The 24,515-nt window shown below is 72.4% G+C and carries 24 protein-coding genes and 1 riboswitch; of the genes, 7 read left to right on the plus strand and 17 right to left on the minus strand.

Annotated features, from left to right (window positions below; all coding sequences use genetic code 11):
- Nucleotides 1–12: 12 nt before the first annotated feature.
- Genes M8J74_RS08930 through M8J74_RS08940 form a run of 3 tightly spaced genes read right to left on the minus strand, consistent with a single transcriptional unit; the run spans nucleotide 13 to nucleotide 2,542 of the window.
- Entirely contained in the window at nucleotides 13–1,302 is a 1,290-nt protein-coding gene (locus tag M8J74_RS08930) for a bifunctional 3,4-dihydroxy-2-butanone-4-phosphate synthase/GTP cyclohydrolase II (protein ID WP_249835873.1), read from the minus strand.
- Nucleotides 1,299–1,940 (minus strand): nicotinamide mononucleotide transporter family protein, encoded by a 642-nt coding sequence (locus tag M8J74_RS08935; protein WP_249835874.1) that lies wholly within the window; start codon nucleotides 1,938–1,940, stop codon nucleotides 1,299–1,301. The genes M8J74_RS08930 and M8J74_RS08935 overlap by 4 nt, the downstream gene beginning before the upstream one ends.
- Nucleotides 1,937–2,542, minus strand: a complete 606-nt coding sequence (locus M8J74_RS08940; RefSeq protein ID WP_249835875.1) for a riboflavin synthase — start codon at nucleotides 2,540–2,542, stop codon at nucleotides 1,937–1,939. Before M8J74_RS08940 ends, M8J74_RS08935 begins: the two co-directional genes overlap by 4 nt.
- A 144-nt stretch (nucleotides 2,543–2,686) precedes the next feature.
- Nucleotides 2,687–2,817: riboswitch (FMN riboswitch) on the minus strand.
- Nucleotides 2,818–3,047: 230 nt separating this feature from the next.
- On the opposite strand from M8J74_RS08940, the gene M8J74_RS08945 reads away from it, so the two are divergent.
- On the plus strand, nucleotides 3,048–3,935 hold the full coding sequence (locus tag M8J74_RS08945; RefSeq protein ID WP_249835876.1) for an RNA polymerase sigma-70 factor: 888 nt from the start codon (nucleotides 3,048–3,050) through the stop codon (nucleotides 3,933–3,935).
- An 89-nt stretch (nucleotides 3,936–4,024) separates the two neighbouring features.
- Nucleotides 4,025–4,765: an SDR family oxidoreductase gene (locus tag M8J74_RS08950; protein WP_249835877.1), complete on the plus strand. Its 741-nt coding sequence runs from the start codon at nucleotides 4,025–4,027 to the stop codon at nucleotides 4,763–4,765.
- A 6-nt stretch (nucleotides 4,766–4,771) separates the two neighbouring features.
- Here M8J74_RS08950 and M8J74_RS08955 read toward each other — a convergent pair whose 3' ends face one another.
- On the minus strand, nucleotides 4,772–6,010 hold the full coding sequence (locus M8J74_RS08955; protein ID WP_249835878.1) for an ROK family transcriptional regulator: 1,239 nt from the start codon (nucleotides 6,008–6,010) through the stop codon (nucleotides 4,772–4,774).
- Nucleotides 6,011–6,154: 144 nt separating this feature from the next.
- Between M8J74_RS08955 and M8J74_RS08960 the strand changes: the two genes are divergently transcribed.
- Nucleotides 6,155–7,369, plus strand: coding sequence for an MFS transporter (locus tag M8J74_RS08960; RefSeq protein WP_249835879.1), 1,215 nt, complete (start codon nucleotides 6,155–6,157; stop codon nucleotides 7,367–7,369).
- Here M8J74_RS08960 and M8J74_RS08965 read toward each other — a convergent pair.
- A complete protein-coding gene (locus tag M8J74_RS08965) occupies nucleotides 7,329–7,787 on the minus strand; it encodes an acyl-CoA thioesterase (RefSeq protein WP_058926541.1) in 459 nt (152 codons plus the stop codon). The two genes, M8J74_RS08960 and M8J74_RS08965, sit on opposite strands and share 41 nt — an antisense overlap.
- Before the next feature lie 88 nt (nucleotides 7,788–7,875).
- Entirely contained in the window at nucleotides 7,876–9,135 is a 1,260-nt protein-coding gene (locus M8J74_RS08970; RefSeq protein ID WP_249835880.1) for an alginate lyase family protein, read from the minus strand.
- A gap of 142 nt (nucleotides 9,136–9,277) precedes the next feature.
- Here M8J74_RS08970 and M8J74_RS08975 point away from each other — a divergent pair, with 142 nt between their 5' ends.
- On the plus strand, nucleotides 9,278–10,657 hold the full coding sequence (locus tag M8J74_RS08975) for a uracil-xanthine permease family protein (RefSeq protein ID WP_249835881.1): 1,380 nt from the start codon (nucleotides 9,278–9,280) through the stop codon (nucleotides 10,655–10,657).
- On the opposite strand, the gene M8J74_RS08980 is transcribed toward M8J74_RS08975, so the two are convergent.
- Complete coding sequence (locus tag M8J74_RS08980) at nucleotides 10,636–11,760, minus strand: glycoside hydrolase family 6 protein (RefSeq protein WP_249835955.1); 1,125 nt, start codon at nucleotides 11,758–11,760, stop codon at nucleotides 10,636–10,638. The genes M8J74_RS08975 and M8J74_RS08980 overlap by 22 nt on opposite strands.
- Before the next feature lie 169 nt (nucleotides 11,761–11,929).
- On the opposite strand from M8J74_RS08980, the gene M8J74_RS08985 reads away from it, so the two are divergent.
- Together M8J74_RS08985 and M8J74_RS08990 are read left to right on the plus strand one after the other, a co-directional pair.
- Entirely contained in the window at nucleotides 11,930–12,616 is a 687-nt protein-coding gene (locus tag M8J74_RS08985; RefSeq protein WP_058926538.1) for a DUF5995 family protein, read from the plus strand.
- A gap of 34 nt (nucleotides 12,617–12,650) precedes the next feature.
- The gene (locus M8J74_RS08990; protein WP_249835882.1) at nucleotides 12,651–13,583 is read left to right on the plus strand and encodes an LLM class F420-dependent oxidoreductase; all 933 of its coding nucleotides are present in this window, start codon (nucleotides 12,651–12,653) and stop codon (nucleotides 13,581–13,583) included.
- Between the two features lie 12 nt (nucleotides 13,584–13,595).
- Here M8J74_RS08990 and M8J74_RS08995 read toward each other — a convergent pair whose 3' ends face one another.
- The 3 genes from M8J74_RS08995 to M8J74_RS09005 all read right to left on the minus strand — a co-directional run bounded on the left by M8J74_RS08995 (nucleotide 13,596) and on the right by M8J74_RS09005 (nucleotide 17,466).
- On the minus strand, nucleotides 13,596–15,299 hold the full coding sequence (locus M8J74_RS08995; RefSeq protein ID WP_249835883.1) for a flavin monoamine oxidase family protein: 1,704 nt from the start codon (nucleotides 15,297–15,299) through the stop codon (nucleotides 13,596–13,598).
- Between the two features lie 50 nt (nucleotides 15,300–15,349).
- Entirely contained in the window at nucleotides 15,350–16,138 is a 789-nt protein-coding gene (locus M8J74_RS09000) for a carbon-nitrogen hydrolase family protein (protein ID WP_058926535.1), read from the minus strand.
- A 101-nt stretch (nucleotides 16,139–16,239) separates the two neighbouring features.
- On the minus strand, nucleotides 16,240–17,466 hold the full coding sequence (locus tag M8J74_RS09005; protein ID WP_249835884.1) for an MFS transporter: 1,227 nt from the start codon (nucleotides 17,464–17,466) through the stop codon (nucleotides 16,240–16,242).
- A gap of 151 nt (nucleotides 17,467–17,617) precedes the next feature.
- On the opposite strand from M8J74_RS09005, the gene M8J74_RS09010 reads away from it, so the two are divergent.
- On the plus strand, nucleotides 17,618–18,079 hold the full coding sequence (locus M8J74_RS09010; RefSeq protein WP_249835885.1) for a hypothetical protein: 462 nt from the start codon (nucleotides 17,618–17,620) through the stop codon (nucleotides 18,077–18,079).
- Here the strand turns inward: M8J74_RS09010 and M8J74_RS09015 are convergent.
- From M8J74_RS09015 to rpe, 7 genes are all read right to left on the minus strand, one after another.
- Nucleotides 18,068–18,520 carry an Lrp/AsnC family transcriptional regulator gene (locus M8J74_RS09015; protein ID WP_058926532.1) on the minus strand — a complete coding sequence of 151 codons (453 nt, stop codon included), beginning with the start codon at nucleotides 18,518–18,520 and terminating at the stop codon, nucleotides 18,068–18,070. The two genes, M8J74_RS09010 and M8J74_RS09015, sit on opposite strands and share 12 nt — an antisense overlap.
- Before the next feature lie 10 nt (nucleotides 18,521–18,530).
- Entirely contained in the window at nucleotides 18,531–19,997 is a 1,467-nt protein-coding gene (locus M8J74_RS09020) for an amino acid permease (protein WP_249835886.1), read from the minus strand.
- A 325-nt stretch (nucleotides 19,998–20,322) separates the two neighbouring features.
- On the minus strand, nucleotides 20,323–21,765 hold the full coding sequence (locus M8J74_RS09025; protein WP_249835956.1) for a GuaB1 family IMP dehydrogenase-related protein: 1,443 nt from the start codon (nucleotides 21,763–21,765) through the stop codon (nucleotides 20,323–20,325).
- A 131-nt stretch (nucleotides 21,766–21,896) separates the two neighbouring features.
- Nucleotides 21,897–22,199 carry a barstar family protein gene (locus tag M8J74_RS09030; RefSeq protein ID WP_249835887.1) on the minus strand — a complete coding sequence of 101 codons (303 nt, stop codon included), beginning with the start codon at nucleotides 22,197–22,199 and terminating at the stop codon, nucleotides 21,897–21,899.
- Nucleotides 22,196–22,573, minus strand: coding sequence for a guanyl-specific ribonuclease (locus M8J74_RS09035; protein WP_249835888.1), 378 nt, complete (start codon nucleotides 22,571–22,573; stop codon nucleotides 22,196–22,198). Before M8J74_RS09035 ends, M8J74_RS09030 begins: the two co-directional genes overlap by 4 nt.
- Nucleotides 22,574–22,613: 40 nt before the next feature.
- On the minus strand, nucleotides 22,614–23,660 hold the full coding sequence (locus tag M8J74_RS09040) for a sugar-binding transcriptional regulator (protein WP_058926528.1): 1,047 nt from the start codon (nucleotides 23,658–23,660) through the stop codon (nucleotides 22,614–22,616).
- A gap of 88 nt (nucleotides 23,661–23,748) precedes the next feature.
- Entirely contained in the window at nucleotides 23,749–24,435 is a 687-nt protein-coding gene (gene rpe, locus M8J74_RS09045; RefSeq protein WP_058926527.1) for a ribulose-phosphate 3-epimerase, read from the minus strand.
- Nucleotides 24,436–24,515 lie beyond the last annotated feature (80 nt).

Here is a 24,515-nt window from a genome sequence, read left to right on the forward strand (position 1 = left end):
CTCGGGGTGCTGTTACTGGTTGTTGCAGGTGGACGCCGGGACGGTGTCCAGCCAGGGCAGGTCGTGTCCCATCCGGTCCCGCTTGGTGCGCAGGTAGCGGAGGTTGTGCTCGCCCGCCTGTACGGGCATCGGCTCGCGGCCGGTGACCTTGAGGCCGTGGCGGACGAGCGCGTCGGTCTTGTCGGGGTTGTTGGTCATCAGACGCAGGCTGCGGACGCCGAGGTCCTTCAGGATCTGGGCGCCGGCGCCGTAGTCCCGGGCGTCGGCGGGCAGGCCGAGCTCCAGGTTGGCGTCCAGGGTGTCGCGGCCGCGCTCCTGGAGCTCGTAGGCGCGCAGCTTGGACAGCAGGCCGATGCCGCGTCCCTCGTGGCCGCGCAGGTAGACCACCACGCCCCGGCCCTCTTCCTGGATGCGGTCCAGGGAGGCGTTGAGCTGGGGGCCGCAGTCGCAGCGCAGGGAGGCGAAGATGTCGCCGGTCAGGCACTCGGAGTGGACGCGGACCAGGACGTCATCGCCGTCGCCGATCTCGCCGTGGACGAGGGCGACGTGCTCGACGCCGTCGACGGTGGAGCGGTAGCCGTAGGCGGTGAACTCGCCGTGGGCGGTGGGCAGCCGGGTCTCGGCCTCGCGGCGGACGGTGGGCTCGGCGCTGCGGCGGTAGGCGATCAGGTCCTCGATGGAGATGATCGTCAGGCCGTGCTTGCGGGCGAACGGGATCAGTTCGGGCAGGCGCAGCATGCGGCCGTCCTCACCGGCGATCTCGACGATCGCGCCGGCCGGGCGCAGGCCCGCGAGCCGGGCGAGGTCGACGGCGGCCTCGGTGTGGCCGTTGCGCACGAGCACGCCGCCGGAGCGGGCGCGCAGCGGGAAGATGTGGCCGGGGCGGACGAAGTCGCCCGGCTCGGCGTCGCCGCTCGCCAGGAGCCGCAGGGTGGTGGCGCGGTCGGCGGCGGAGATGCCGGTGGTCACGCCGTGGGCGCCGGAGGCGTCGACGGAGACGGTGAAGGCGGTCTTCATCGACTCGGTGTTGTCGTCGACCATCTGCGGAAGGTTCAACCGGTCGAGTTCCTCGCTCTCCATGGGGGCGCAGATCAGGCCCCGGCACTCGCTCATCATGAAGGCGACGATCTCGGGGGTGATCTTCTCGGCGGCGATGACGAGGTCGCCCTCGTTCTCGCGGTCCTCGTCGTCGACGACCACGATCGGGCGGCCCGCCGCGATGTCGGCGACGGCCTGCTCGATCGGGTCGAGGGACCAGTCCTCGATGCCGTCCGCGCTGTACAGGATCGGTGCCGTACTCATGCCGGCGCTCCTTCCAGGACGGGCTGCGGCGTCCTGCGGGAGCGCAGCCACCAGTCGCGCATGCCCCACAGGACGAGTGCGCCGTAGATGACGTAGACGAAGCCGGAGAAGGCGTAGCCGTTGGCGAAGTTCAGGGGCACGCCCACGACGTCGACGAGGAGCCAGGCGATCCAGAACTCGACCATGCCGCGCGCCTGTGCGTACATGGCGACGACGGTGCCGACGAAGATGTAGGCGTCGGGCCAAGGGTCCCAGGACAGGCTCGGGTACGCCTTGAAGAGCAGGGCGACGGCGACCGTGCCGGCCGCGGCGGCGGCGACCATCGCGCCGCGCTCGCGCCAGGTGGCGAACCGCGGGTTGATGTGGCCGTCGGCCGAGCCGTCCTTGTCGCGGTTCCAGCGCCACCAGCCGTAGAGGGCGACCACCATGACGACGACCTGCTTGCCGGCACTGCCGGCGAGGTGGCCGTAGAAGGCGACGAACAGCACCAGGCCGGAGAGGAACTGCACGGGCCAGGTCAGCAGCGAGCGGCGCCAGCCGAGGGCGAGGGTGATCAGGCCGAGGATGTTGCCGATCATGTCGGACCAGATGATGTGCTGGCCGAACATGACGAACGCCTTGGAGTTGAGCCAGTTCACTTGGCCGCCCCCCGACCGCTCGCGAGCAGGCGCTCGACGTACTTGGCGACGACGTCGACCTCGAGGTTGACCGGGTCGCCGGGCTGCTTGATGCCGAGGGTGGTCAGGGCGAGGGTGGTGGGGATGAGGCTGATCGTGAAGTAGTCGGGTCCGGCGTCGACGACGGTGAGGCTGATGCCGTCGACGGTGATGGAGCCCTTCTCCACGACGTAGCGCGAAAGGTCCGCCGGGAGCGAGATCTTGACGATCTCCCAGTTCTCGGAGGGCTTGCGCTCCAGGACCTCGCCCGTGCCGTCGACATGGCCCTGCACGATGTGCCCGCCGAGGCGTGCGCCGACGGCCGTGGGGCGTTCGAGGTTGACGCGGGAGCCGGCCGCGAGGGCGCCGAGGCTGGAGCGCTGGAGGGTCTCCGCCATGACGTCGGCGGTGAACTCGTCGTCCTCGTGGTCGACGACGGTGAGGCAGACGCCGTTGACGGCGATGGAGTCCCCGTGCTTCGCGCCCTCGGTGACGACGGGGCCGCGCACTCGGAAGCGACAGGCGTCGCCGAGGTTCTCGACCGCGGTGATCTCGCCCAGCTCTTCGACGATTCCGGTGAACACTTCCCGGGTCCTCCTGCCTCATGGGGGCACGGACTCCGGGGCTGTCGAAGACGACAGAGTACGAGCGAGGACACCGGGGGCGACGCCGGACAGACTCATCCACATGGATGAGCGCATACGGCGGCGCGCACGAATGCCCGCCCGCCGCGCACTGCCTCCCATCCGGACTTTAACCGTCGGTCCAGGAATTCCACCTGGTCAACCGGCCGCTGGAAGCGGACGGGTCGCGGACTGTAACCGCCGGTTCGGAATTTCACCGACCCCGGAGTGCGCTGCTTCTGGTACAGGGCCAGTGTGCCACGCCCGATCGACGTCCATACGGGTGAGGGGTGTGCATTGGCTCACAGCGGACGTCACTGGACTTCTCAATGACCGCCTCCCTGGTGGACCCTATGGTCTAGTCCTTTTTGGATCTCTCGGACCGGTCCGGCGGCGGTGACGACGGCCCTTGCCCGCCGCCGGGCCTCCCCACCGCGTGTCCGGCACGCTCTGGCAGGGTGATGCCATGAGCAGCGCGACCGCCGAGGAGTTCGAGCTCCACCGCCCCCGTCTGTTCGGGCTGGCCTACCGCATGCTGGGCTCGGCCGAGGAGGCCGAGGACGCCGTCCAGGACGCGTATCTGCGCTTCAGCGGCGCCGATCGCGCGGGCATCGAGCATCCGGCGGCCTGGCTGGCCAAGGTCGTCACCAACCTCTGCCTCACGCGCCTGACATCGGCGCGGGCACGGCGCGAGCGGTATGTCGGGCCCTGGCTGCCGGAGCCCGTGGTCACCTCGGACGGCACGCTGGGCCCCCTGGAGTCGGCCGAGCAGCGGGAGGCCGTGTCGATGGCGCTGCTGGTCCTGCTGGAGCGGCTGACGCCGACGGAGCGGGCGGTGTACGTGCTGCGGGAGGCCTTCGGCTACGGCCACCGGGAGATCGCCGGGGTGCTGGACGTGACCGAGGCCAACTGCCGTCAGCTGTACCGGCGGGCGGTGCGGCGGGTCGGCGAGGAGCGCTCGCGGTTCGAACCGGTGCCCGAGCGGCAGGCGGAGCTCGTCGCCTCGTTCCTCGGGGCGGCCCGGGACGGGGATCTCGCCGGGCTGGAGAAGCTGCTCACGGCGGACGTGACCTGGTCGAGCGACGGCGGCGGCAAGATCAGCGCGGCCCGCCGGCCGGTCGAGGGGCGCGAGAAGGTCGCGCGGCTCGCGGTGGGCGGCGCCGAGCGGTTCGCGGCCGGGCTCAGGTACACGCCGGCCGAGATCAACGGCGAGTACGGGCTGGCCGCGTGGGCGGGCGACGTGCTGGCCGGCGTGGTCGCGTTCGAGGTGCGCGACGGTCTGATCGCCCATCTGCGGGTCGTGGTGAACCCGGACAAGCTGGACTTCGTACGGCGTCAGCTCGCGCGGCCGTAGGGGCATGTCACATTTCGCCGGGGCCGCGCGGTCTCAGCTGACGTGGGGCGTTCCAGCGGGGAGCGCCCTCGTTCGAAGGGACTGACGGCATGACCACGATTCTGGTGACCGGCGGGACGGGGACCCTCGGCCGACTCGTCACCGAGCGGCTGCGCGCGGACGGCCACGAGGTGCGCGTGCTCAGCCGGCGCACCCCGCCGTACGCCGTCGATCTGCGCGAGGGCGGTGCCGGGCTGGACGCGGCGGTCGACGGCGTGGACACGGTCGTGCACTGCGCCTCCACGCAGACCGGCGGGGACGAGAAGGCGGCGGCGCACCTGATCGCGGCGGCACGGCGGGCGGGCGTGCGCCATCTGGTCTACATCTCGATCGTCGGCGTCGACCGGGTGCCCTTCCCGTACTACCGGGCCAAGCTCGCCGTCGAGAAGGCGGTGGAGGAGTCGGGGCTGGGCTGGACGGTGCTGCGCGCGACCCAGTTCCACGACCTGCCCGTGATGCTGTTCCGGACGCTGGCCAGGCTGCCGGTGCTGCTGCTGCCCGCCAGGGTGGCGGACCAGCCGATCGAGGTGGCCGAAGTGGCGGACCGGCTGGCCGAGTTGGCGCAGGGCGAGCCCGCCGGGCGGGTCGCGGACATGGGCGGTCCGCAGATCCGCACCCTGGAGTCGCTGGCCCGTTCCTGGCTCAAGGCGACCGGGCGCCGCCGCGCCGTGCTCCAGGTCCCCCTGTTCGGCAAGGCGTACCGCGCCTTCCGCGAGGGCGGCCACCTGACCTCGCAACACGCGGTCGGCAAGGGAACGTTCGAGGACTACCTGGCGCGGCTGGAGGAATAGACCGGGTCACCGCTCCGCCGGCGCGAACAGGTCGTCCTGGGCCCGGTCCCGGGCGGTGAGCAGGGCGCCGCGCAGTACGGCGCCGCCGCCCAGGGCGCCCGGCCGGACCTCGGTGACCAGGGGCGACATCCGCCGCACGCGTTCCTCCACCCGTGCGGCGAGCTCCTGGCCGCCGGCCTGGCCCACCTCGCCGCCCAGCACGACACACCCCGGATCGAGGATCGCCACGACGGAGGCCACCCCCACGGCGAGCCGGTCGGCGAGCTCGTCGAGAAAGCGACCCGGCCCGCTCGGCGTCCGCTCCCCCGCCGTCGCCTCCACCGCCGCTCTCACCAGCGCAGCGGCAGGCGGCTCCTCTCCCGTCGTCGTCACGTTCACGCCGTGCCGGCGGGCCAGTTCCGTGATGGCCGCCGAGCCGGCCAGGGAGTGGAAGCCGCCGTCGCAGTCCGTCGCGGACGGCAGTCCGGTCGTGCCGGGGACCGGCAGGAAGCCGATCTCACCGGTGCCGCCGGAGGCCCCCCGGCGCAGCGCGCCGTCCAGCACGACCGCCGCGCCCGTGCCGTAGCTCAGCCAGAGCAGGACGAACGTGTCGCGGTCGCGGGCCGCGCCGTCGCGCTGTTCGGCGAGGGCGGCGAGGTTGGCCTCGTTGTCGATGCTCACATGGGCCTCGGGGAACCGGTCCTGGAGGGCGGCGGCCAGGCGGCGGTGCCAGGCGGGCAGCCCCGAGGAGTCGCGGAGTTCGCCGGTGGCGGGGTCGATGAGGCCGGGCGCGCCGATGCCCACGGTGTGCAGGCTCCCCCAGCCCCGCACCCCGGCGTGCGGCGGCGCACCGCTCGCCTCGGCCTCCTTCGCGACGCGCTCGACCAGCGCCACCGCCTGCTCCACCACCGGGCCCGTGCCCGTCTCCCCGCCGATCGGCACCGACGCCTCGGCCAGCACCCGCCCCACCAGGTCGGCGACCACCACCGCGACGCCGTCGGTGCGCACGTCCAGCGCGGCCAGCCGGGCGCGGTCGGCCACGATCCCGTACAGCCTGGCGTTCGGTCCGCGGCGCTGCTCCCCCGCCTCTCCGACCACCTCGATGAGAGCGGCCTCGGTCAGCCGCTCCACGAGGTCGGCGACCGTCGGCCGGGACAGTCCGGTGAGCTGTTTCAACTGCCCGGCCGTCAACGGGCCTTCCTGCTGCAGCAGACGCAGGGCGAGCCGGTCGTTGATGGCCCGGGCGGTGCTGGGGGATGCGGGCATGCCGGGGATCCTTCCAGATCGGCGGGGCCGCGAGGGCGGGGCTCGGGACCCCGCTCGGCCAGTAATCCTCTATCTATCAGGAAGGGACCCTGATAGTTTACGCGGCGCGAGTGAGGTCCGGGAAGAAACGGGAGGGGACGGAGAATGAGCGACGTGGCAGAGGACCTGCGTGAGGTGAGGCGCTCCCGGTACGCCGTGGCCGCGGTGTTCGCCGTGCACGGCGCCGTCACCGGCTCGTTCGCGACCCGGGTGCCGTGGATCCAGGAGCACGCGCACCTCAGCGCGGGCGAGCTGGGCTTCGCGCTCGCCTTCACCGCGTTCGGCGCCTCCTGCTCGATGCCGCTGGCCGGCCGGATCAGCCACCGCTTCGGCAGCCGTAACGCCCTGCGCGGGCTGATCGCCCTGTGGACGCTCTCCCTCGTCCTGCCGTCCGTCGCGCCGAACATGCTCACCCTGTGCCTGGCGATGTTCGTCTACGGCGCGAGCGCGGGCATGGCGGACGTGGCCATGAACGCGCTGGGCGTGGAGATCGAGCACCGGCTGAACAAGTCGATCATGTCCGGGCTGCACGGCATGTGGAGCGCGGGCGCCCTGATCGGCTCGGCGGGCGGCACGCTCGCCGCGCACCTGGGGGCGGACGCGCGGCTGCACTTCGCACTGGCGGCGGCGACCCTCACCTTCCTCGGCGTCCTGGCCTGCTCCTGGGTGCTCGACCTGCAGCCCGCCGAGGACGAGGAGCCGCCGCCGCGGTTCGCGCTGCCTCCGAAGTCCGCGCTGCTGATCGGCGCGGTCGGGTTCTGCGCGGTGTTCGCGGAGGGCGCCAGCCTCGACTGGTCGGCGGTCTTCCTGCGCGACCAGCTGGAGACCTCGGCCGGCCTGGCGGCCGCGTGCACGACCGGGTTCATGCTGACCATGGCGGCGGCCCGGCTGGTGGGCGACGCGGTGGTCGACCGGCTCGGCGCGGTCCGCACGGTCCGGGCGGGCGGGGCGTTCGCGGTGCTCGGCGGCGTGCTGATCGTCCTGGCGGGTCATCCGGCGGTGGCGATGACGGGCTTCGCGCTGCTGGGTCTGGGCATCGCCGTCGTCGTGCCGCTGTGCTTCGCGGCGGCCGGGCACAGCGGACCGAACCCGAGCCAGGCCATCGCGGGCGTCGCCACCATCACCTACACCTCGGGCCTGATCGCGCCCAGTCTGATCGGCGGGGTGGCCCAGGCGACGAGCCTGGTGGTGTCCTTCGTACTGGTGACCGTCCTGGCCTCGGGGCTCGCCGTCTTCGCGGGCGTCCTGCGCACGGGCGAGCGCGGGGTGCGTGCCGCGGTCAGTCCGCAGGCCGCAGCAGTGCCCGACCCGCGGCCCTGAAGGTCTCGCTCCACGGCGCGGGACGCATCGTGGCCGCGTCCAGCCGGACCAGGACCCGGGTGCCCCGCGCGTAGGTCGCGGTCCCGTCGGCCGAGCAGAACCGGAAACCGTAGGTCAGGCCGGTGTTGCCGAGCCGTTCCAGCCACAGGTGGACGGCGTACTCGCCGGGCCGGGTCACCGGCGCCTCGTAGCTGACGGTCAGCTCCTTGACCGCGTTGCAGGCGTCTCCGGCCGCGGCCCAGTCCCCCTCGAAGTGGATGCCGTGCTCCTGCCACAGCTCGGTCCATGCCTGCTCGACCTTCAGCGGGTAGCGGGCGTTGTGCAGCAGTCCGAGCGCGTCCAGGTCGTCGAAGTGGACGGTGACGGGGATCAGCCGGCCGTACGACAGGGCGGGGGCGATCGGGGCTTCGGCGGTCACGGGTGGGACTCCTGAACGTCAAGGGTGAAGCGGTGGGGTCACCCCATCCTAAGCGGACGCTCAGGAGTCCCGGTCGGGAAGGGCCTGGTCAGCCCGCGATCGAGTCCAGCTGCTCGGCCGCCGGGCGCAGCGCCCAGAGGTCGCCGCCGGGCGGGGCCTGAAGCTTCCCTACGGCCGCGCGGGCCGCTTCGTCGCCCGCGTCCGCCGCCGCGTGCACGACGTCGCTCGCGGCGTACCGGTGGAACTCCAGCTCCGGGTGCGGCCATTGCGCGGCCGCGGTGGCGGCGGGCAGCAGGTAGTCGACGGCCTTGGACAGGCTCTGCCCCTGCGGCCCCCGGTAGGCCCACAGATCCACGCCGACGTGCCGGCCGATCGCCGCGAGCCGGGTGTAGGCGACCAGGTCGAAGGTGGAGTAGTGCCAGCTCCGGGTCCGCGCGAGCTCCTGCGGCTGACTGCCGTCGGCGGCGATCTGCGGGTCGATGCGCCGGGTCCGTGCGTCGAGGACCGTCCGCCGGGCCAGCGCCCGGTCGCCGGTGGCGCGGGCGAGGGCGGCGAGCTGCAGGTCGTAGAAGGTGCCGTGGTTGTTGGCGGCCGCTCCCTCCTGCCTGCCGAAGTCGCTGTTCTCCAGCCAGTCGCGGAAGTCGGTGTTCCACCGGCGCATCGCGGCGCGGTCCTCTGCGCTCCAGCCGGGCGCCCCGCCGGCCAGGAGTGCCTGGGCGTCCAGGACGCTCGTGTACGACTGGGAGAAGTCGATGATCCCGATGGCCCGGCCGTCGTACCTGCACGGGATGAACTGGGCGTGGTCCAGGTTCGGGTTCATCCGGGTGGCCGGGTCCAGGAACCAGGTGCGCAGGATCCCGGCAGCCTTCTCGGCGTAGACCTTCCGGCCCGTGTAGTACCAGGCCAGCGCGAGGTCGTAGGTCGAGTCGAAGACCTTCTCGGCGTCCTGGCGGTCGGTGCCGGTGTCGACCTCGGGATTGCGCTGTCCGTCCTTCTGGACGTACGGGCAGCCCCAGGGGTTGTCGGCGGTGGGGGTGGTGGTGGGCCACCAGTAGGGGGCCTGGCTGAGGTAGTCGTGGGGGTCGCCGCCCGGGGTGGGCCGGGGCTTGTCGACGACCGTCCAGGGGCCCTGGTGCAGCCAGTCGTCGGCGCGGGAGGTCAACGCCGCCAGTTCCCGCCGGAGTTGCGGGTCGCCGTCGTCGAGGAGGGCTTTCGTCCGCTGGAGTCGGGCGCCGTCGAGGACGACGGTCGCGGGCGCCCTGGGGCTCGCGTGCGCGGAGGGGACCAGGGCGACCGCGAGGGTCACCACCGTCGCGAGCAGCACGGCCGTGCGGGATCTTCCACTCATCCGGACTCCGATCCATCCCATCGAGGAGCGGTCAGAAATGTGAACGTCGTTCACGAGGGGGACCGTGCGAGCGTAGAAGCCCGAGGTACCCGTGACAATGGTCCGGACAAGACTTCAGGTACGAAGAAAGCGAACCCTCACCATGGACCTCGGCGTGCGCTGGAAACTGCACGGAGACGGGCGGTCGCCCGCGCCCGGAGCGGTGGTACGCCCCGACGAACGGCTCTCCTGGCCCCGCACCGTCGGCCTCGGCGCCCAGCACGTCGTGGCGATGTTCGGCGCGTCCTTCGTGGCGCCGGTGCTGATGGGCCTGGACCCCAACCTCGCGATCATGATGTCGGGCGTCGCGACGGTGATCTTCCTGCTGGCCACGCGCGGCCGGGTGCCGAGCTACCTGGGCTGCTCGCTGTCGTTCGTCGGCGTGGCGGCCGTGATCCGCGCGCAGGGCGGCACGAGCGCCACCGTCACCGGCGCGGTCCTCGTCGTCGGCTTCGCGCTGTTCCTGGTCGGTCTCGCCGTGCAGCGGTTCGGCGCGCGGATCATCCACGCCGCGATGCCGCCGGTGGTCACCGGCGCGGTGGTGATGCTGATCGGCTTCAACCTGGCGCCCGTGACGGCCTCCACCTACTGGCCGCAGGACCAGTGGACGGCCCTGCTGGTCATGGTCTTCACCGCGCTGGCGGTCGTCGGTCTGCGCGGCTTCTGGTCACGGATCGCGATCTTCCTGGGGCTGGTCTTCGGGTACGGCATCTCGTGGGCCTTCGACCGGATCTTCGGCCGCATCCACTCGGCCGACGCGAGCGGCAAGGTCACCGACCACTGGCGGCTGGACCTCTCCGGCGTCGGCAAGGCGGACTGGATCGGCCTGCCGTCCTTCCACGGGCCGACCTTCCAGTGGTCGGCGGTCCTCGTCGCGCTCCCCGTCGTCATCGCCCTGGTCGCGGAGAACGCCGGCCACGTCAAGGCGGTCGGCGAGATGACCGGTGACCCGCTCGACGACAGGCTCGGCACGGCGATCTCGGCCGACGGCGTGGGCTCCATGCTGTCCACGGCGCTCGGCGGCCCGCCCAACACCACGTACTCCGAGAACATCGGCGTGATGGCCGCGACCCGCGTCTACTCCACCGCCGCCTACTGGGCCGCCGCCGGCTTCGCCCTCCTGTTCGGCCTGTGCCCGAAGTTCGGCGCGGTCGTCGCCGCGATCCCGGGCGGCGTCCTCGGCGGCATCACCGTCATCCTGTACGGCATGATCGGCCTGCTCGGCGCGCAGATCTGGACCAACGCCCGGGTGGACCTGCGCAATCCGCTCAACCTGGTCCCGGCCGCCGCGGGCATCATCATCGGCGTCGGCGACGTGACCATGAAGTTCTCCGACCACTTCTCCCTCAGCGGCATCGCGCTGGGGACGATCGTCGTCATCACCGGCTACCACGCGCTGCGCGCCCTGGCCCCCGCCCACCTCAAGCGGCAGGAACCGCTGCTCGACGAGGGCACCTCCTCCTACGACGAGGCCAAGGCGTAGGCGTACGACGGGCTGAACGTCCCCGGCGCCCCCTTGCACCCGTCGGACTCCCCCGGCAGCTTCACCCACAGGTAGGCGTCGACCCGCGCCTGCCCGGTGCGCAGCGTCGGCGCCTGCCCGAGTCTGCGGCCGGCCGGGTCGCACCAGGAGCCGTCGGCCGGGGCGCCGTTGCCGTTGCGGCTGGTGTCGATGACGGCGCCGAGGCGCGCGGGGCCGCCGAGGGCGTCCAGGACCCGGCGGTCGTAGGTGATCTCGTCCGAGGTCGGACGGAAGTTGGAGACGTTGCTGAAGATCCCGTCGGAGGACGCCGGTGAGGCGGCGCCCGCCTGCCGGAGCAGGGCCGCCTGCACCCCGGCGGGGTGCCAGCCGGAGTGGCCGGCGTCGTAGTAGACCCGGGCCTCGGGGTCGGCGGCCTTCAGGACGCGGCCCGCGCGGGCCAGCGACGCGAGACGCGCGGCACGCCGGGCGGCGGACAGGCAGCCGGCCTGGGCGAGGGAGTCGGGCTCCAGCACGACGACCACCTCGCCGGAGCCGAGGCCGGACGCGAACGCGTCGATCCAGCCGTCGTAGGCGGCGAGATCCGGCACCCCGCCCCGGGAGGCCCCGCCGCAGTCGCGGTCCGGGATCGCGTACGCCACGAGCACCGGCACCCGGCGCTGCGCGGCGGCGCCCGAGGTGACCGCGCGGACCTGGGAGGCGACGGCCGACGGCGAGGGGTCGGTGAGCCACACCGCGGCGGGCCGGTCGGCGATCCGGGACTGGATGACCGGCGTACGCGGATCGGTCGGGTGGGCGCGGACCCAGTCCAGGACGTGGGAGTCGGGATGGCGGTAGAGGAGGGCGGAGACGGCCGGGGAGGGCTGCTTCTTCTTGGACGCCGTGGGCGCGGAGGCGGTCCGGCCCGGTGACGAAACGGGCGAAGTCGGGGTCGGCGAGGGGGATGGGGTGGCGGCGGACGGGGAGGGCGCCGCCGTCCGCCGGTCGAGGTGCGGCGAACCGCTCGCCGTGGACCTCGCCGCATCGGCGCCGCGGCCGTCGTCGAGCGCGGAGATCGCTCCGGTCACCGTCGCCACGGCGACCACCGCCGAGGCCGCCGCGACCATCGCGGCGCGCCGGGCGCGTGCGCGCCGGGCCCGGCGGGCTGCCAGACGCTGGGCGCGCAAGCCTGACACCGCGTCGCTCCCCCTCCCCCACGGCGGGGCGTTCCCCCGTTTCGGGGAAGCCTCGGGCCCGCCGCCACTGCGGTCAGCGTAGGACTGGGACCCTTCCCCCATGCCGCAACTGCAACAGTTCGACCCGACCGTGGACGCGGTGGTCTCGCGTATGCGCGCCCTCGACGCGGCCCTGCCCGAGCGGGACGGGATCGCGGTGTTCAACCGCGTCTACCTCGCCGTCACCGAGGCCGTCGACCGCCGGATCGACGCCGGCCGCTTCCCGGACGCCCGGGCGGCGATCACCCTGGACGTGCGGTTCGCGGAGCGCTATCTCGCCGCCGTCGACACGGTGTCCGACGGACGGCGTCCGCCCGCCTGCTGGCGGCCCCTGTTCCAGTTCCGCCGGCATCCCGGGGTACGTCCGCTGCAGTTCGCGCTCGCGGGCATCAACGCGCACATCGGGCACGACCTGGCGCTCGCCGTGGTGGACAGCTGCCGTAGCCTGCGCTGCGAACCGGCCGATCTGGAGGACGAGTTCGACCGCGTGGGCGACCTCCTCGTCTCGCTGGAGGAGCGCATCCGCGAAGAGCTGATGCCGGGCCCCGACCTCCTCCAGGTCGCCGACCCGCTCACCCACCTGCTGGGGTCGTGGAGCCTGGAGCGGGCCCGGGAGGCCACCTGGACGGCCGCGCGGGCCCTGTGGGCACTGCGCCGACTGCCCGACGTGGCCGAGGAGTTCACCGAACGGCTGGATACGGCCGTCGGCTTCGCGGGCCGCATGTTGCTGACGCCGCTCCCCGATTAAGTTGACCGTTGTACCGACGCAAAGGAGCGTACGCATGGCCATCCGGCTGGGACTGAGCCTTCCCCAAGCGCGGCAGTACGACATCGGACGGGACGTGCCCGACGTGGCCCGCGCCGCCGAACGGATCGGGTACGAGAGCCTGTGGGTCTACGAGCGGGCCCTGTTCCCCGAGCCCGCGACCCAGGGCCTGTACGGCATCGAGGGGCTGGCGTGGCCCGACATGTACCGCGGGGTTCCCGACCCCCTGGTGACGCTGACCCTGGCGGCCGCGTCGACCGAGCGGGCCCGGCTCGGCACGAGCATCCTGGTGGCGCCGCTGCACAACCCCTTCCAGCTGGCCAAGTCCCTCGCGACGCTCGACGCGGCGAGCGGCGGCCGGGTGCTGGCGGGCCTCGGCACGGGCTGGTCCCTCGACGAGTACGCCGCGGCCGGCGTGGCGCCGTTCGAGGAGCGGGGCCGGGTCCTGGACGAGATCATCGGCGTCTGCCGGGCGGTGTGGGGCCCGGACCCGGTGACGTACGAGGGCCGGATCACGAAGATCGCCTCGGCCGTGGTGGCACCCAAGCCCGCCCGGCCGATCCCGATCCTGCTGCCCACCAACAGCAGGAAGGCGATGACCCGGCTCGTCGACCGCGCCGACGGCTGGATGCCCATCGCCATGGGGGTCGAGCAACTGGCCGCGCAGTGGCGGCAGTTGCAGGACCTGGCGGCCGAGCGCGGCCGCACCGAGCCGATCGAGACGGTGGTGCGGATCAACGCCCGGCACTCCCCGAAGGCGTACGACGGCGCGGACCGCTCCCCCTTCCAGGGCAGCACCGCGCAGATCGTCGAGGACCTCGCGGCCCACGTCGACGGCACCGGCCTCGACGCGTTCTTCTTCGAGCTCCAGGGCAGCGCCCGGGACGCCGAGGAGCTCAAGGACGTGGCCGCCGAGATCCACGAAGCGGTCCGCGCCGCCGGGATCTAGCCCCGGCGGGTCCTAGTCCTCGGGCAGTTCGACCGGGGCGATCTCGTCGTAGAGGTCGCCCGGGCCCGGGTTGGACGGGTCGGTCGAGCCGCCGAGGTGGTGCATGACGCCCCAGACCGCGTTCAGCGCGGTCTGGACGGCGCCCTCGGCCCAGCCGGCCGTCCAGGAGATGTCATCGCCGGCGAGGAAGATGCCCCGCTTCTCCTCGGGCAGCCGGTCCTGCATGAAGTGCGTGAACAGGCGCCGCTGGTAGCGGTAGTGGCCGGGCAGGTTGGCCTTGAACGCGCCCATGAAGTACGGCTCGTTCTCCCAGGAGACGGTCACCGGGTTGCCGATGATGTGCTTCCTGATGTCGACCTTGGGATAGATCTCGCCGAGCGACTTCAGCATGACCTCCATCCGCTCGTTCGCGGACAGCGGCAGCCACTTCAGGCTGTCGTCGCACCAGGTGTACGACAGGCAGATCACGGCCGGCTTGTCCGGACCGTCGTCCAGCAGATAGGTACCGCGCGTCATGCGGTCGGTGAGCGTCATCGACATGACGTCCCGGCCGGTCTCCTCGTCCTTGTCCAGCCAGAACGGCCGGTCCACGGGCACGAAGAGCTTGCTGGACTCCATGTAGTGGGTGCGCTCGATGGCGGTCCAGTGGTCGATCGGGAAGAGCGAGTCGTCACAGGCGATCTTCGACAGCAGCATCCAGGACTGGGCGGTGAAGACGGCCGCCTTGTAGGTGCGGATGTCGCCGGCCGCGTCGGTGACGGTGATCCGGTTGCCGGCCGCGCGGTGCAGGCGGGTGACGGCCGGGCGGGGCTCGCCGTTCACGTGCAGGGTCGCCAGCGAGGTGCCCTGGGCCCAGTGGACGAGCTTCCCGGGCGCGCGCTCCCACAGCCGCAGCGGCAGCTGCTGGGAGCCGCCGACGATCCCGCGGTGGTGGTCGTCGGCCTCGGTGTAGACGACCCGCAGGATCTCCAGGATGGAGTTGGGGAAGTCGGTGTCCCAGCCGCCGGTGCCGAAGCCGACCTGGCCGAAGATCTCGCGGTGCCGGAAGGACTTGAAGGCCTCCGAGTCGCAGAGGAAGCCGTAGAAGGTCTGGTTGTCGAGCTTCTCGACGAGCCGGCCCCAGATCTCGCGGATGCGCGGCACGTCCCGCTCGCGCAGCGCGCGGTTCATGTCGGAGAAGTCGGCGCCCTCTTCGAGGCACCTGTTCCAGGCGTCGGCGACATCGCGGTAGACCTGCGGCAGGTCCTCGATCGTCTCGGCGTAGTGCGACTCGCCCTTGAGGTCGACGACCGTCGAAGGGGTCACCTCGGCGAGGGGGTTGGGGAAGGGGCGGGTCTCCAGATCGACCAGGTCGATGTAGTGCTGGAGGGCGGTCGAGGAGGGCGGGAAGCGCATCGCGCCCATCTCGGCGGTCAGGCCGTCGGTGCTGGGGCCGTCGAAGCCGACGGTGCGCAGCCGGCCGCCGATCTGGTCGGCCTCGTAGACGACCGGCTTCAGGCCCATCTTCATCAGCTCGTACGCGGCCACGATGCCGGAGAGCCCGCCGCCGATCACCGCGATCTCGGTGCCGTGCTCGGTCGCCGGTATCTGGCCGAGGCCCGCCGGGTGGGCGAGGAAGTCGTCGTAGGCGTAGGGGAAGTCCGGACCGAACATGGTGATCGGCGGCAGCTGCTGCTCGTCCGCATGCTCGACGGCGTTGGGCACGGTGGACGTCATGGGGTACGGACTCCTTGCGAGAACTGCTGGTGAGGGCTGGGAAGGGGTGTTCAGACGAGCGACCGGTACAGACCGGGGCGGCGGTCCTTCAGGTACGGGTTCGCCTCGCGGGAGGCGGCGAGGAAGGCGGGGTCGACGTCGGCGACGACCAGTTCCTCACCGCGGCCGGCGCGGGTGCGGGCGATGCCGTCGGGCCCGGCGAGGGCGGACAGCCCGAAGAACTCGAACTCGCCCTCCGGGCCGACCCGGTTGACGTAGGCGACGTACATCTGGTTCTCCCAGGCCCGCACCGGAACCATCGACTCGGCGACGAACTGGAACGGGTGCATGTTCGCCGTCGGCACCACGAGCAGGTCGGTGCCGGCCAGGGCGTGGGCGCGGGCGTTCTCGGGGAACTCCACGTCGTAGCAGATCATGAGGCCGACGGTGAGGCCGCCGAGCCGGGCCTGGACGAGGGACTGCTCGCCCGGGGTGAAGTGCTCGCGCTCGGCGGCGCCGAAGAGGTGGGTCTTGCGGTAGTTCGCGAGCCGCGTGCCGTCGGCGGAGATCAGCTGCGCGGAGTTGAACACCGTCTCGCCGTCGCGCTCCGGGTATCCGTAGGCGATCGCGAGCCCGTGCCGCCCGGCGATGTCGGCGACCGCGTCCGCGGAGTCCCCGTCGGCGGGCTCGGCGAGACGCGCGATGTCGTCGCCGATCGCGTACCCGGTGAGGAACATCTCCGGCGCGGCCAGCAGCGCGGCGCCCCCGGCGGCGGCACGGCTCGCGGCCGCGTCGAGGACCTTGAGGTTCTCGGCGACGGATCCGGGGCGGCCGGAGCTCTGGAGCAGGGCGGTACGCATGCGTGTTCCTCGACGGTGCGCAGGGGTGTAAGGGCCATTTAGAAGGTACGGTCGGCGGGCCCCGACCAGCAAGAAGGAGCCGTTGCGCGCCGGTGAGCGGTTCATTGCGTACGACAGCCCCGACGCGGCGATTCGTTGCGCACCCTGGTACGGGCGCGGAACGCCAGGACGAGCGCCGTCAGCGCGTACGGCAGCGAGAACAGCACGAAGGCCGTGCTGTGGGCGGCCCCGGACGCGATCGCCGCGTATCCGGCGTACACCGCGACCGTGACCAGTTCCGTGCCCAGGCCGGCGACCGAGGTGAGGGTGGCGCGGCCGGTGTCGTCGAGGCGCCGCTGGAGGCGGACGTCGGCGAGGACGGTCGCGAGCTGGAAGCCGCCGAAGGCGACGGCCACCAGCCCGAGGGCGAGCGGTGTCCCGGCGGCCGCGCCCGCGGCGAGGGCGACGGCGGCCACCCCGAGGAGCCAGGCCAGCCCCCTGATTCCCAGGCGTTCGAAGCGGCCGGCGAGGAGGCTGCCGGCCGTGGCGCCCGCCCAGATCAGCAGGAGCAGGTAGGGCACCCGGGCGTCGGGCACCCCGGTCTCCCGCACCAGCAGCGGCGTGTACTCGTCCAGCGCGCCCCACACGGCGGCCACGGAAGGCACGAGCAGGATCGCCCCGCGCACCGAGGGCTCGCGCCGGATGCGCGCGAGCCCGGCCCGCAGGGTCGCGGCACCGCTCCCGGCGTCGTCCGCGGCGGCGGACCGGTGCTCGGGGAACGCGGTCGCCGTCACCGCGGACGCCACGCAGGCCAGCACGCTCGCCGCGCCGACGGCGCCGTAGCCGCCCCGGGCGAGGACGGGCCCGGCGAGCCCCATCGCCGTCATGACCGCGACCAGGCCCACCGCCCGGGACCGGCCCATGAGACCGGCGTACCGCTCGGCCGCACCGAGCCGCTCCAGCTCCTCGTACACCAGGGCCTCCAGCGCCCCGGAGACGAACGCTCCGCGCGCGCCCCACAGCACGAAGCCCACGGCGAAGGCCCCGTACGACGGCACGAGCACCCACAGCGCGAAGCCGGCGGCGGTCAGCAGCGGGCCCAGCCACAGCAGCAGCCGCCGCGAGACGGCGTCGGCCCAGGCGCCGGAGGGCACCTCCAGCAGCACGCCGGTGAGCGACCACAGGGCGAACAGGGAGGAGATCTGCCAGACGGACAGCCCGGTGTCGCTGAACAGCAGCGTGTACACCGGGTAGAGCAGCACGCACTCGTCCAGGAACGAGTAGCCGTACAGGGTGGTCGTCAGCCGGCGGATGGCGGTCGCGGGCGGACGGGTGGAGGAGAGTGTCATGTGGCCTTCCCTGAGGGGCGGTTCGGACGTCGTGGGTACGGCGTCCGAGGCGGCCCTCGGGAGGCCCGGTCGGTGGATCAATGTCGCCAGGTCATGCGACCGATGCTAGAGAGTTCCGGGCGCTACGCCCAGCGAGAATGCGGAGGGTGCGGTGAACGTCCAGGAGTTGCCGAGGATCGACGAGCACGCGACGGTGGTCGCGGCCGGGGACGGTGCCGTCTGGCACGCGCTCGGCGAGAGCCTGGAGCGGTCCTTCGGGCGACCGCGCTCCGCCCGCTACGCCCGTCTCGTCGGCGTCGCCGACCGGACGGCGTCCGGGCCCCGGCCCCTCGCCCGGGGGTCGGCGTTCCCCGGGTTCCGGGTGGCCGACGCGGTTCCGGGACGGGAGCTGGTCCTCGTCGGCCGGCACCACTTCTCGACGTACGCCCTGGTCTTCCGTCTGGAGTCGGCCGGGAGCGGGCGGACCCGGCTGCGGGCCGAGACCCGGGCCCGGTTCCCCGGGCCCGGGGGCGCCCTCTACCGGCTGCTGGTCATCGGCACGGGCGCGCACGCGCTGCTGACCGGACGCCTGCTGGCGACGGTCCGGCGCCGGGCGGAGGCGTCAGGTGGGTGAGCCCGAGGAGAAGCGGCGCAGCAGCGGCGACAGCACCAGGACGGACTTGGTGCGCTCCACGAAGGGCTCCCCGGCGATCCGCTCCAGCACCCGCTCGAAGTGCCGCATGTCGGAGGCGAAGACCTGGACGATCGCGTCCGCGTCGCCGGTGACGGTCGACGCGGCCACGACCTCCTGGTAGCGCTCCAGACCGCGCCGGATGGTCTCCGGCGAGGTGTTGTGCCGGCAGTAGATCTCGACGAACCCCTCGGTCTCCCAGCCGAGGGCCGAGGGGTCGACGCGGACGGTGAAGCCGGTGATGGCCCCGGTGGCGCGCAGCCGGTCCACGCGCCGCTTGACGGCGGGCGCGGACAGGCCGACCAGTTGCCCGATGTCCGCGAAGGAGCGGCGGGCGTCCTCGGCGAGGGCGTGCACGATGCGTTCGTCGAGATCGTTCAGCACGGTGGGTCGTTCAGCTTTCAGGCGTTGCGAGTCGGGAGCGGCGGTGGCCGTACCCGAAGTAGAACACGAGCCCGACGGCCATCCAGACACCGAAGACCACCCAGGTGACGGCGGACAGGCTGCCCATCATCCACACGCAGAAGCCGAAGCCGAGCGCGGGCAGGACGGGCGAGAGCGGGACGCGGAAGGTGCGGTTCATGTGCGGGCGGGTGCGGCGCAGCACCACGACGGCGATGTTGACCAGGGCGAAGGCGAACAGGGTGCCGATGCTGGTGGCGTCGGCGAGCTGGCCGAGCGGGATCGCGGCGGCGAGGACACCGCAGAACAGCGAGACGATCACGGTGTTGGCGCGGGGGGTGCCGGTCTTGGGGTGGACCTTGGCGAACACCTTGGGCACCAGGCCGTCGCGGGACATCGCGAAGAGGATGCGGGTCTGGCCGTACAGGACGGTCAGCACGACGCTGGCGATGGCGATGACGGCGCAGGCGGCGAGCAGGGTGCCCCAGAAGGTCTGCCCGGTGACGTCGCGCATGATCTGGGCGAGCGCGGCCTCGGAGTCGTTGAACCGCCGCCAGGGCTTGGCGCCGACGGCGACGGCGGCGACGAGGACGTACAGCGCGGTGACGATGACCAGCGACAGCATGATGGCGCGGGGCAGGTCGCGCTGGGCGTCCTTGGCCTCCTCACCGGCGGTGGAGGCGGCGTCGAAGCCGATGTAGGAGAAGAACAGCGTGGCCCCGGCGGCGCTCACACCGGCCATGCCCAGCGGCATGAAGTGCGCGTAGTTGCCGGAGCGGAAGCCCTGGACGCCGATGGCGCAGAACAGCACCAGCGCGGCGATCTTCACGCACACCATGATCGTGTTGGCGCGGGCCGACTCCCGGGCGCCGCCGAGCAGGAACGCCATGGCGAGCAGCACGACGATCAGCGCGGGCAGGTTGAAGACGCCGCCGTCGCCGGGGGGCGCGGACAGGGCGTCGGGGATGGTGACGCCGATGGTGCCGTCGAGGAGTTCGTTGAGGTATTCGCCCCAACCGACGGCGACGGCCGCCACGGACACGCCGTACTCGAGCACCAGGCACCAGCCGCAGATCCAGGCGATCAGCTCGCCCATCGTTGCGTATGCGTACGAGTACGAGGAGCCGGAGACGGGGATGGTGCCGGCGAGTTCGGCGTAGGACAGCGCCGAGAACAGCGCGGTCAGGCCGGCTATGACGAAGGAGAGGGTGACGGCCGGGCCGGCCTTGGGGACGGCCTCGCCGAGGACCACGAAGATGCCGGTGCCCAGGGTGGCACCGATGCTGATCATGGTGAGCTGCCAGAGCCCGAGGGACCGGCGCAGACTGCCGCCCTCGCCCTGACCGCCCTCCGCGACCAGGCGTTCCACCGGCTTGCGACGCATGAGGCGCGCGCCGAGGCCCGGGGACGGCGGGGCTTCGGTGGTACTGCTGTGCGGGGGTGCGCCTTGGTCGAGCACGCGCTGACTCCTTCGTCGCTGCGGTCGGCGCGGCGGGACCGTCAGGCGTCCCCGCGCGAGCAGGGACCCGTCGAGCGGGGTCCGTGCCACGCCAGGTACAGCGCATGACCCTACGGGCCGGGCCTTCGCAGGCGAAATGCAGCAACCTTGCGCATCCACGCAAGATCGTTGCGTTCATCGGAGGGGGGATGGGGGTTCGTTGCACCGGTGCCGTCGGAACGTGTCAGGGCCGCGGAGGACGACGCCCCAGGGGCGCGGGGAACTGCGCGACCGGCCAGGACCGGCCCGCAGCGACCCCACGTCCCGAGCACCCCCAGCGGGGCGTCTAGTTCCAGCTGGCGTGCAGCGGCTGGCCCTCGGCGTAGCCGGCGGCGCTCTGGATGCCGACGACGGCCTTCTCGGTGAACTCCTCCAGGGAGCCCGCGCCGGCGTAGGTGCAGGAGGAGCGGACGCCCGCGATGATCGAGTCGATCAGGTCCTCGACGCCCGGACGGGCCGGGTCGAGGAACATGCGGGAGGTCGAGATGCCCTCCTCGAACAGCGCCTTGCGGGCGCGGTCGTAGGCCGACTCCTCGGAGGTGCGGTTGGCCACGGCACGGGCCGACGCCATGCCGAAGGACTCCTTGTAGAGCCGGCCGGAGGAGTCCTGCTGGAGGTCGCCCGGCGACTCGTAGGTGCCCGCGAACCAGGAGCCGATCATCACGTTGGAGGCGCCGGCCGCGAGGGCCATGGCGACGTCCCGGGGGTGCCGGACACCGCCGTCGGCCCACACGTGCTTGCCGAACTTGCGGGCCTCGGCCGCGCACTCCAGCACGGCGGAGAACTGCGGCCGGCCGACGCCGGTCATCATGCGGGTGGTGCACATGGCGCCCGGTCCGACGCCGACCTTGATGATGTCGGCGCCGGCCTCGACGAGGTCCCTGACGCCCTCGGCGGCGACGATGTTCCCGGCCACGATCGGCACGCCCGGGTCGAGCGCGCGGACCGTGCGGATCGCGCTGATCATCGACTCCTGGTGGCCGTGCGCGGTGTCGATGACGAGGGTGTCGACGCCCGCGTCGAGGAGCTGCTTGGCCTTGCCCGCGACATCGCCGTTGATGCCGACGGCGGCGGCGATGCGCAGCCTGCCGTTCGCGTCGACGGCCGGCGTGTAGAGCGTGGCGCGCAGGGCGCCCTTGCGGGTGAGGATGCCGGCCAGGCGGCCCTCGGCGTCGACCGCGGGGGCGTAGCGCCGGTTGGCGCCGTCGAGGCGGTTGAAGGCCTCGCGCGGGTCGATGTCGGCGTCGATGAGCAGCAGATCCCTCGACATGACGACCTCGAGCTGGGTGAAGCGGTCGACGCCGGAGAGGTCCCGGTCGGTGACGACGCCGACGGGCCGGCCCTCCGCGTCGACGACGACGCCGGCGTTGTGCGCCCGCTTCGGCAGCAGGGACAGCGCGTCGGCGACGGTCTGGTGCGGGGTGAGGACGATCGGGGTGTCGAGGACGAGGTGGCGGCTCTTGACCCAGGAGACGACGTCGGTGACGACCTCGATCGGGATGTCCTGCGGGATGACCACCAGTCCGCCGCGCCGGGCCATCGTCTCGGCCATGCGGCGGCCGGCGATGGCGGTCATGTTGGCGACGACCAGCGGGATCGTGGTGCCCGTGCCGTCCGGGGAGCGGAGGTCCACGCCCTGCCGCGAGCCGATCGCGCTGCGGCTCGGGACCATGAAGACGTCGTCGTACGTCAGGTCGTACGGGGGCTGGATGTCGTTGAGGAAACGCACGTGCTGCACATCCCAGTCGATCAGAGGTGGCCCCCGGACAGGTCAGCCAGGGGGAAGAGCACGTACTTCATTGTCCCATGGCGGCCGGAATGCGATGCCCGGGCGAATCGTCCAGGCAGGTCAGGGGGGTGTTAGGAGGATGCTCCAAGAGCCAGGGCCACGGTGGCGCCGGAGGCGTGCGTGAAGACGTCCACGGCGGTTTCCCACTCCTCCGGCCGCGCCTCGGCGTAGGGCCGCCAGTTGCGCACGACGACCAGCAGACCCTTGCCGGCGGCCTCCTCGGGCCACACGCCCGGGTCCGACAGGACGTCGGCCAGCGCGTCCCAGTTGCGGCCGAACCAGTCCGGCAGCATCAGGTCCCGCGTGCACCGGTCCATCAGCCCGGCCTTGTCCCGGACCCCGTCCAGGTCCAGCGTGACCACGTGCTCCGTCATCTCCGTACCACCTCGAACGACTGGTAGTGATCATCGGTGTAGTAGATCTCGCCGCCCTGCCCGGTGACGATGCGCCGGGCTCCGCGGTCGTGCGAGCCCGGCGTGGGGACCGTGTACTCGTGGTAGTAGCCGCGCCGCCGCCGGGGCAGCAGCCCCTCGAAGTTGCCGAAGACGGCGCCGTCCTTGGCATACGGGAAGGGGCCACCCTCGTCGATGAGGGCGAGCGTGTGCCGGGCCTCGGCGGGGAGCCGGGACGCCTGGACGGTCGCCGTGCCGGAAGGGGAACGCGGGATCGTCGCGTCGCCCGGCGAGCACGCCGTCAGCAGCGCGAGGAGCAGGCAGAGCAGCACACGGGGGACGAACCGGAGCACCATGCGCCCGATGCTGCCACGGCCGTCCCCTCATGACCTTCCGTCAGGGCCCGTCGGGGTCCGCCCTGTTGAGGGCCGGCCGCGGCGTCGGCCCCGCCGTCATCAGCACGTCCGCGGCCGAGGTGTCCGTCACCAGGCTGGTCACCAGCCCGGAGCGCAGCACCGCGTCGATCGCCGCCGCCTTGCGCGCGCCGCCCGCTATGGCGACGACCTCCGGGATACGGCGCAGCTGGTCGGCCTTGACCGTGATGCACCGCTCGCCGAGGTCCCGTCCGACGCGGCGTCCCTCGGCGTTGAACAGGTGCGCGGACATCTCGGCGGCGACACCGAGGGAGGCGTAGTGCGCGCGCTCCTCGTCGCTGAGCATGTCGTGCACCGTCGAGATGCCGGGCTCCCAGGAGCCGATGGAGACGCAGGCGACGGTGACCTTGTCGAAGTACTCGAAGGCCCGCGCGATGCCGGTCTGGTGGCGCAGCGCCGCCGCGGTGGCCGCGTCCGGCAGCAGCATCGGCGCGTAGATGGGGTGGGCGTCGCCGCCGGAGACCTGGGCGGCGCGGCGCACGGCCTCGACGGAGCCGCGCTCGGCGGTACCGGCGTCGTACACGCCCGTCAGCTGCACCACGGTGCACGGTGGCAGCCGGTCCAGGGCGGCGGCCATGTGGATGGTGGAGCGGCCCCAGGCGAGCCCGAGCACATCGCCCTCGTTGACGAGCTCGCCGAGCAGGTCGGCGGCCACCTCACCGAGGTTCTCGGGGTCGGGGGTGTCCTCGGCCTCGGCCGGCGACTCCACCACGACGGCGTGCCTGAGGCCGTAGCGGGCGCGCAGCGCGTCCGAGCGCTCCGCGTCCAGCTCGGCCGGGACTCGGATCTCGATGCGTACGAGATCCCGTTCGAGGGCGGTCTCCAGGACCCGGGCCACCTTGAAGCGGCTGACGCCGAACTCCTCCGCGATCTGGATCTTGGACTTGCCCTCGAGGTAGAAGCGGCGGGCCATGGCCGCCGCCTGCACCAGCTCGGCGGGTCCCATCCGCACTGCTGACCGGCCGCCCGCCGTCATACCCGACACGGCGTTCTCCTCACTGCTGTTCACACTCTGGATTCGCCGTTCATCCTTGCAGATCCGGCGTAGTTGATCCGCCCCGATGGGCGCCGTTCACAGCTGTTCACCGACCTGTGGCTCAGTGGTCGCACGCCCAGGACGCCTCAGCGGTCACCGACTCCGCCTGGTTGCGCAGGGCACGTACCGCCTCGGCGGGGTCGTCGGCCCCGTACACCGCGGAACCCGCGACGAAGACGTCCGCGCCGGCCTCCGCGCAGCGCTCGATGGTGGCGGCCGAGACCCCGCCGTCGACCTGGAGCCACAGCTCCAGCCCGTGCTTGCTGATCAACTCGCGGGTGCGCCGAATCTTCGGAAGCATGATGTCCAGGAACGCCTGCCCGCCGAAGCCCGGCTCGACCGTCATGATCAGCAGCATGTCGAGCTCCGGCAGCAGATCCTCGTACGGCTCGATGGGCGTCGCGGGCCGCAGCGCCATGGAGGCTCGGGCGCCCTTGGCCCGGATCTCCCGGGCCAGCCGCACCGGGGCGGTGGCCGCCTCGACGTGGAAGGTGACGGAACCGGCCCCCGCTTCCACGTACTGGGGCGCCCACCGATCGGGGGCCTCGATCATCAGATGGCAGTCCAGCGGGGTGTCCGTCGCACGGGCCAGGGACTCTACGACCGGCACACCGAGCGTGAGGTTCGGGACGAAATGGTTGTCCATGACGTCGACGTGGAGCCAGTCGGCTCCCTTGACCGCCTTCGCCTCGTCCGCGAGGCGGGCGAAGTCTGCGGACAGGATGCTGGGGTTGATCTGCACGGCCATGACCCAAGCCTGCCATGTCCGGGCACGTTTGTTCGCGCCGGTCCGGACCTGAGCCGTTCATCGGATGCCGTCCGCGGCCG

This window comes from Streptomyces panaciradicis (assembly GCF_023516615.1).
Classification (GTDB): Bacteria; Actinomycetota; Actinomycetes; order Streptomycetales; family Streptomycetaceae; genus Streptomyces; species Streptomyces panaciradicis.

Coding starts and splice junctions, on each gene's coding strand:
- M8J74_RS08985 (WP_058926538.1), top strand. CDS start 11,930: ATGCCGCAACTGCAACAGTTCGACCCGACCGTGGACGCGGTGGTCTCG.
- M8J74_RS08980 (WP_249835955.1), bottom strand. CDS start 11,760: ATGGTCGCGGCGGCCTCGGCGGTGGTCGCCGTGGCGACGGTGACCGGA.
- M8J74_RS08950 (WP_249835877.1), top strand. CDS start 4,025: ATGACCACGATTCTGGTGACCGGCGGGACGGGGACCCTCGGCCGACTC.
- M8J74_RS08970 (WP_249835880.1), bottom strand. CDS start 9,135: ATGAGTGGAAGATCCCGCACGGCCGTGCTGCTCGCGACGGTGGTGACC.
- M8J74_RS08995 (WP_249835883.1), bottom strand. CDS start 15,299: ATGACGTCCACCGTGCCCAACGCCGTCGAGCATGCGGACGAGCAGCAG.
- M8J74_RS09035 (WP_249835888.1), bottom strand. CDS start 22,573: ATGGTGCTCCGGTTCGTCCCCCGTGTGCTGCTCTGCCTGCTCCTCGCG.
- M8J74_RS09005 (WP_249835884.1), bottom strand. CDS start 17,466: ATGACACTCTCCTCCACCCGTCCGCCCGCGACCGCCATCCGCCGGCTG.
- M8J74_RS09030 (WP_249835887.1), bottom strand. CDS start 22,199: ATGACGGAGCACGTGGTCACGCTGGACCTGGACGGGGTCCGGGACAAG.
- M8J74_RS08975 (WP_249835881.1), top strand. CDS start 9,278: ATGGACCTCGGCGTGCGCTGGAAACTGCACGGAGACGGGCGGTCGCCC.
- M8J74_RS08990 (WP_249835882.1), top strand. CDS start 12,651: ATGGCCATCCGGCTGGGACTGAGCCTTCCCCAAGCGCGGCAGTACGAC.
- M8J74_RS08955 (WP_249835878.1), bottom strand. CDS start 6,010: ATGCCCGCATCCCCCAGCACCGCCCGGGCCATCAACGACCGGCTCGCC.
- M8J74_RS08960 (WP_249835879.1), top strand. CDS start 6,155: ATGAGCGACGTGGCAGAGGACCTGCGTGAGGTGAGGCGCTCCCGGTAC.
- rpe (WP_058926527.1), bottom strand. CDS start 24,435: ATGGCCGTGCAGATCAACCCCAGCATCCTGTCCGCAGACTTCGCCCGC.
- M8J74_RS09000 (WP_058926535.1), bottom strand. CDS start 16,138: ATGCGTACCGCCCTGCTCCAGAGCTCCGGCCGCCCCGGATCCGTCGCC.
- M8J74_RS08945 (WP_249835876.1), top strand. CDS start 3,048: ATGAGCAGCGCGACCGCCGAGGAGTTCGAGCTCCACCGCCCCCGTCTG.
- M8J74_RS08930 (WP_249835873.1), bottom strand. CDS start 1,302: ATGAGTACGGCACCGATCCTGTACAGCGCGGACGGCATCGAGGACTGG.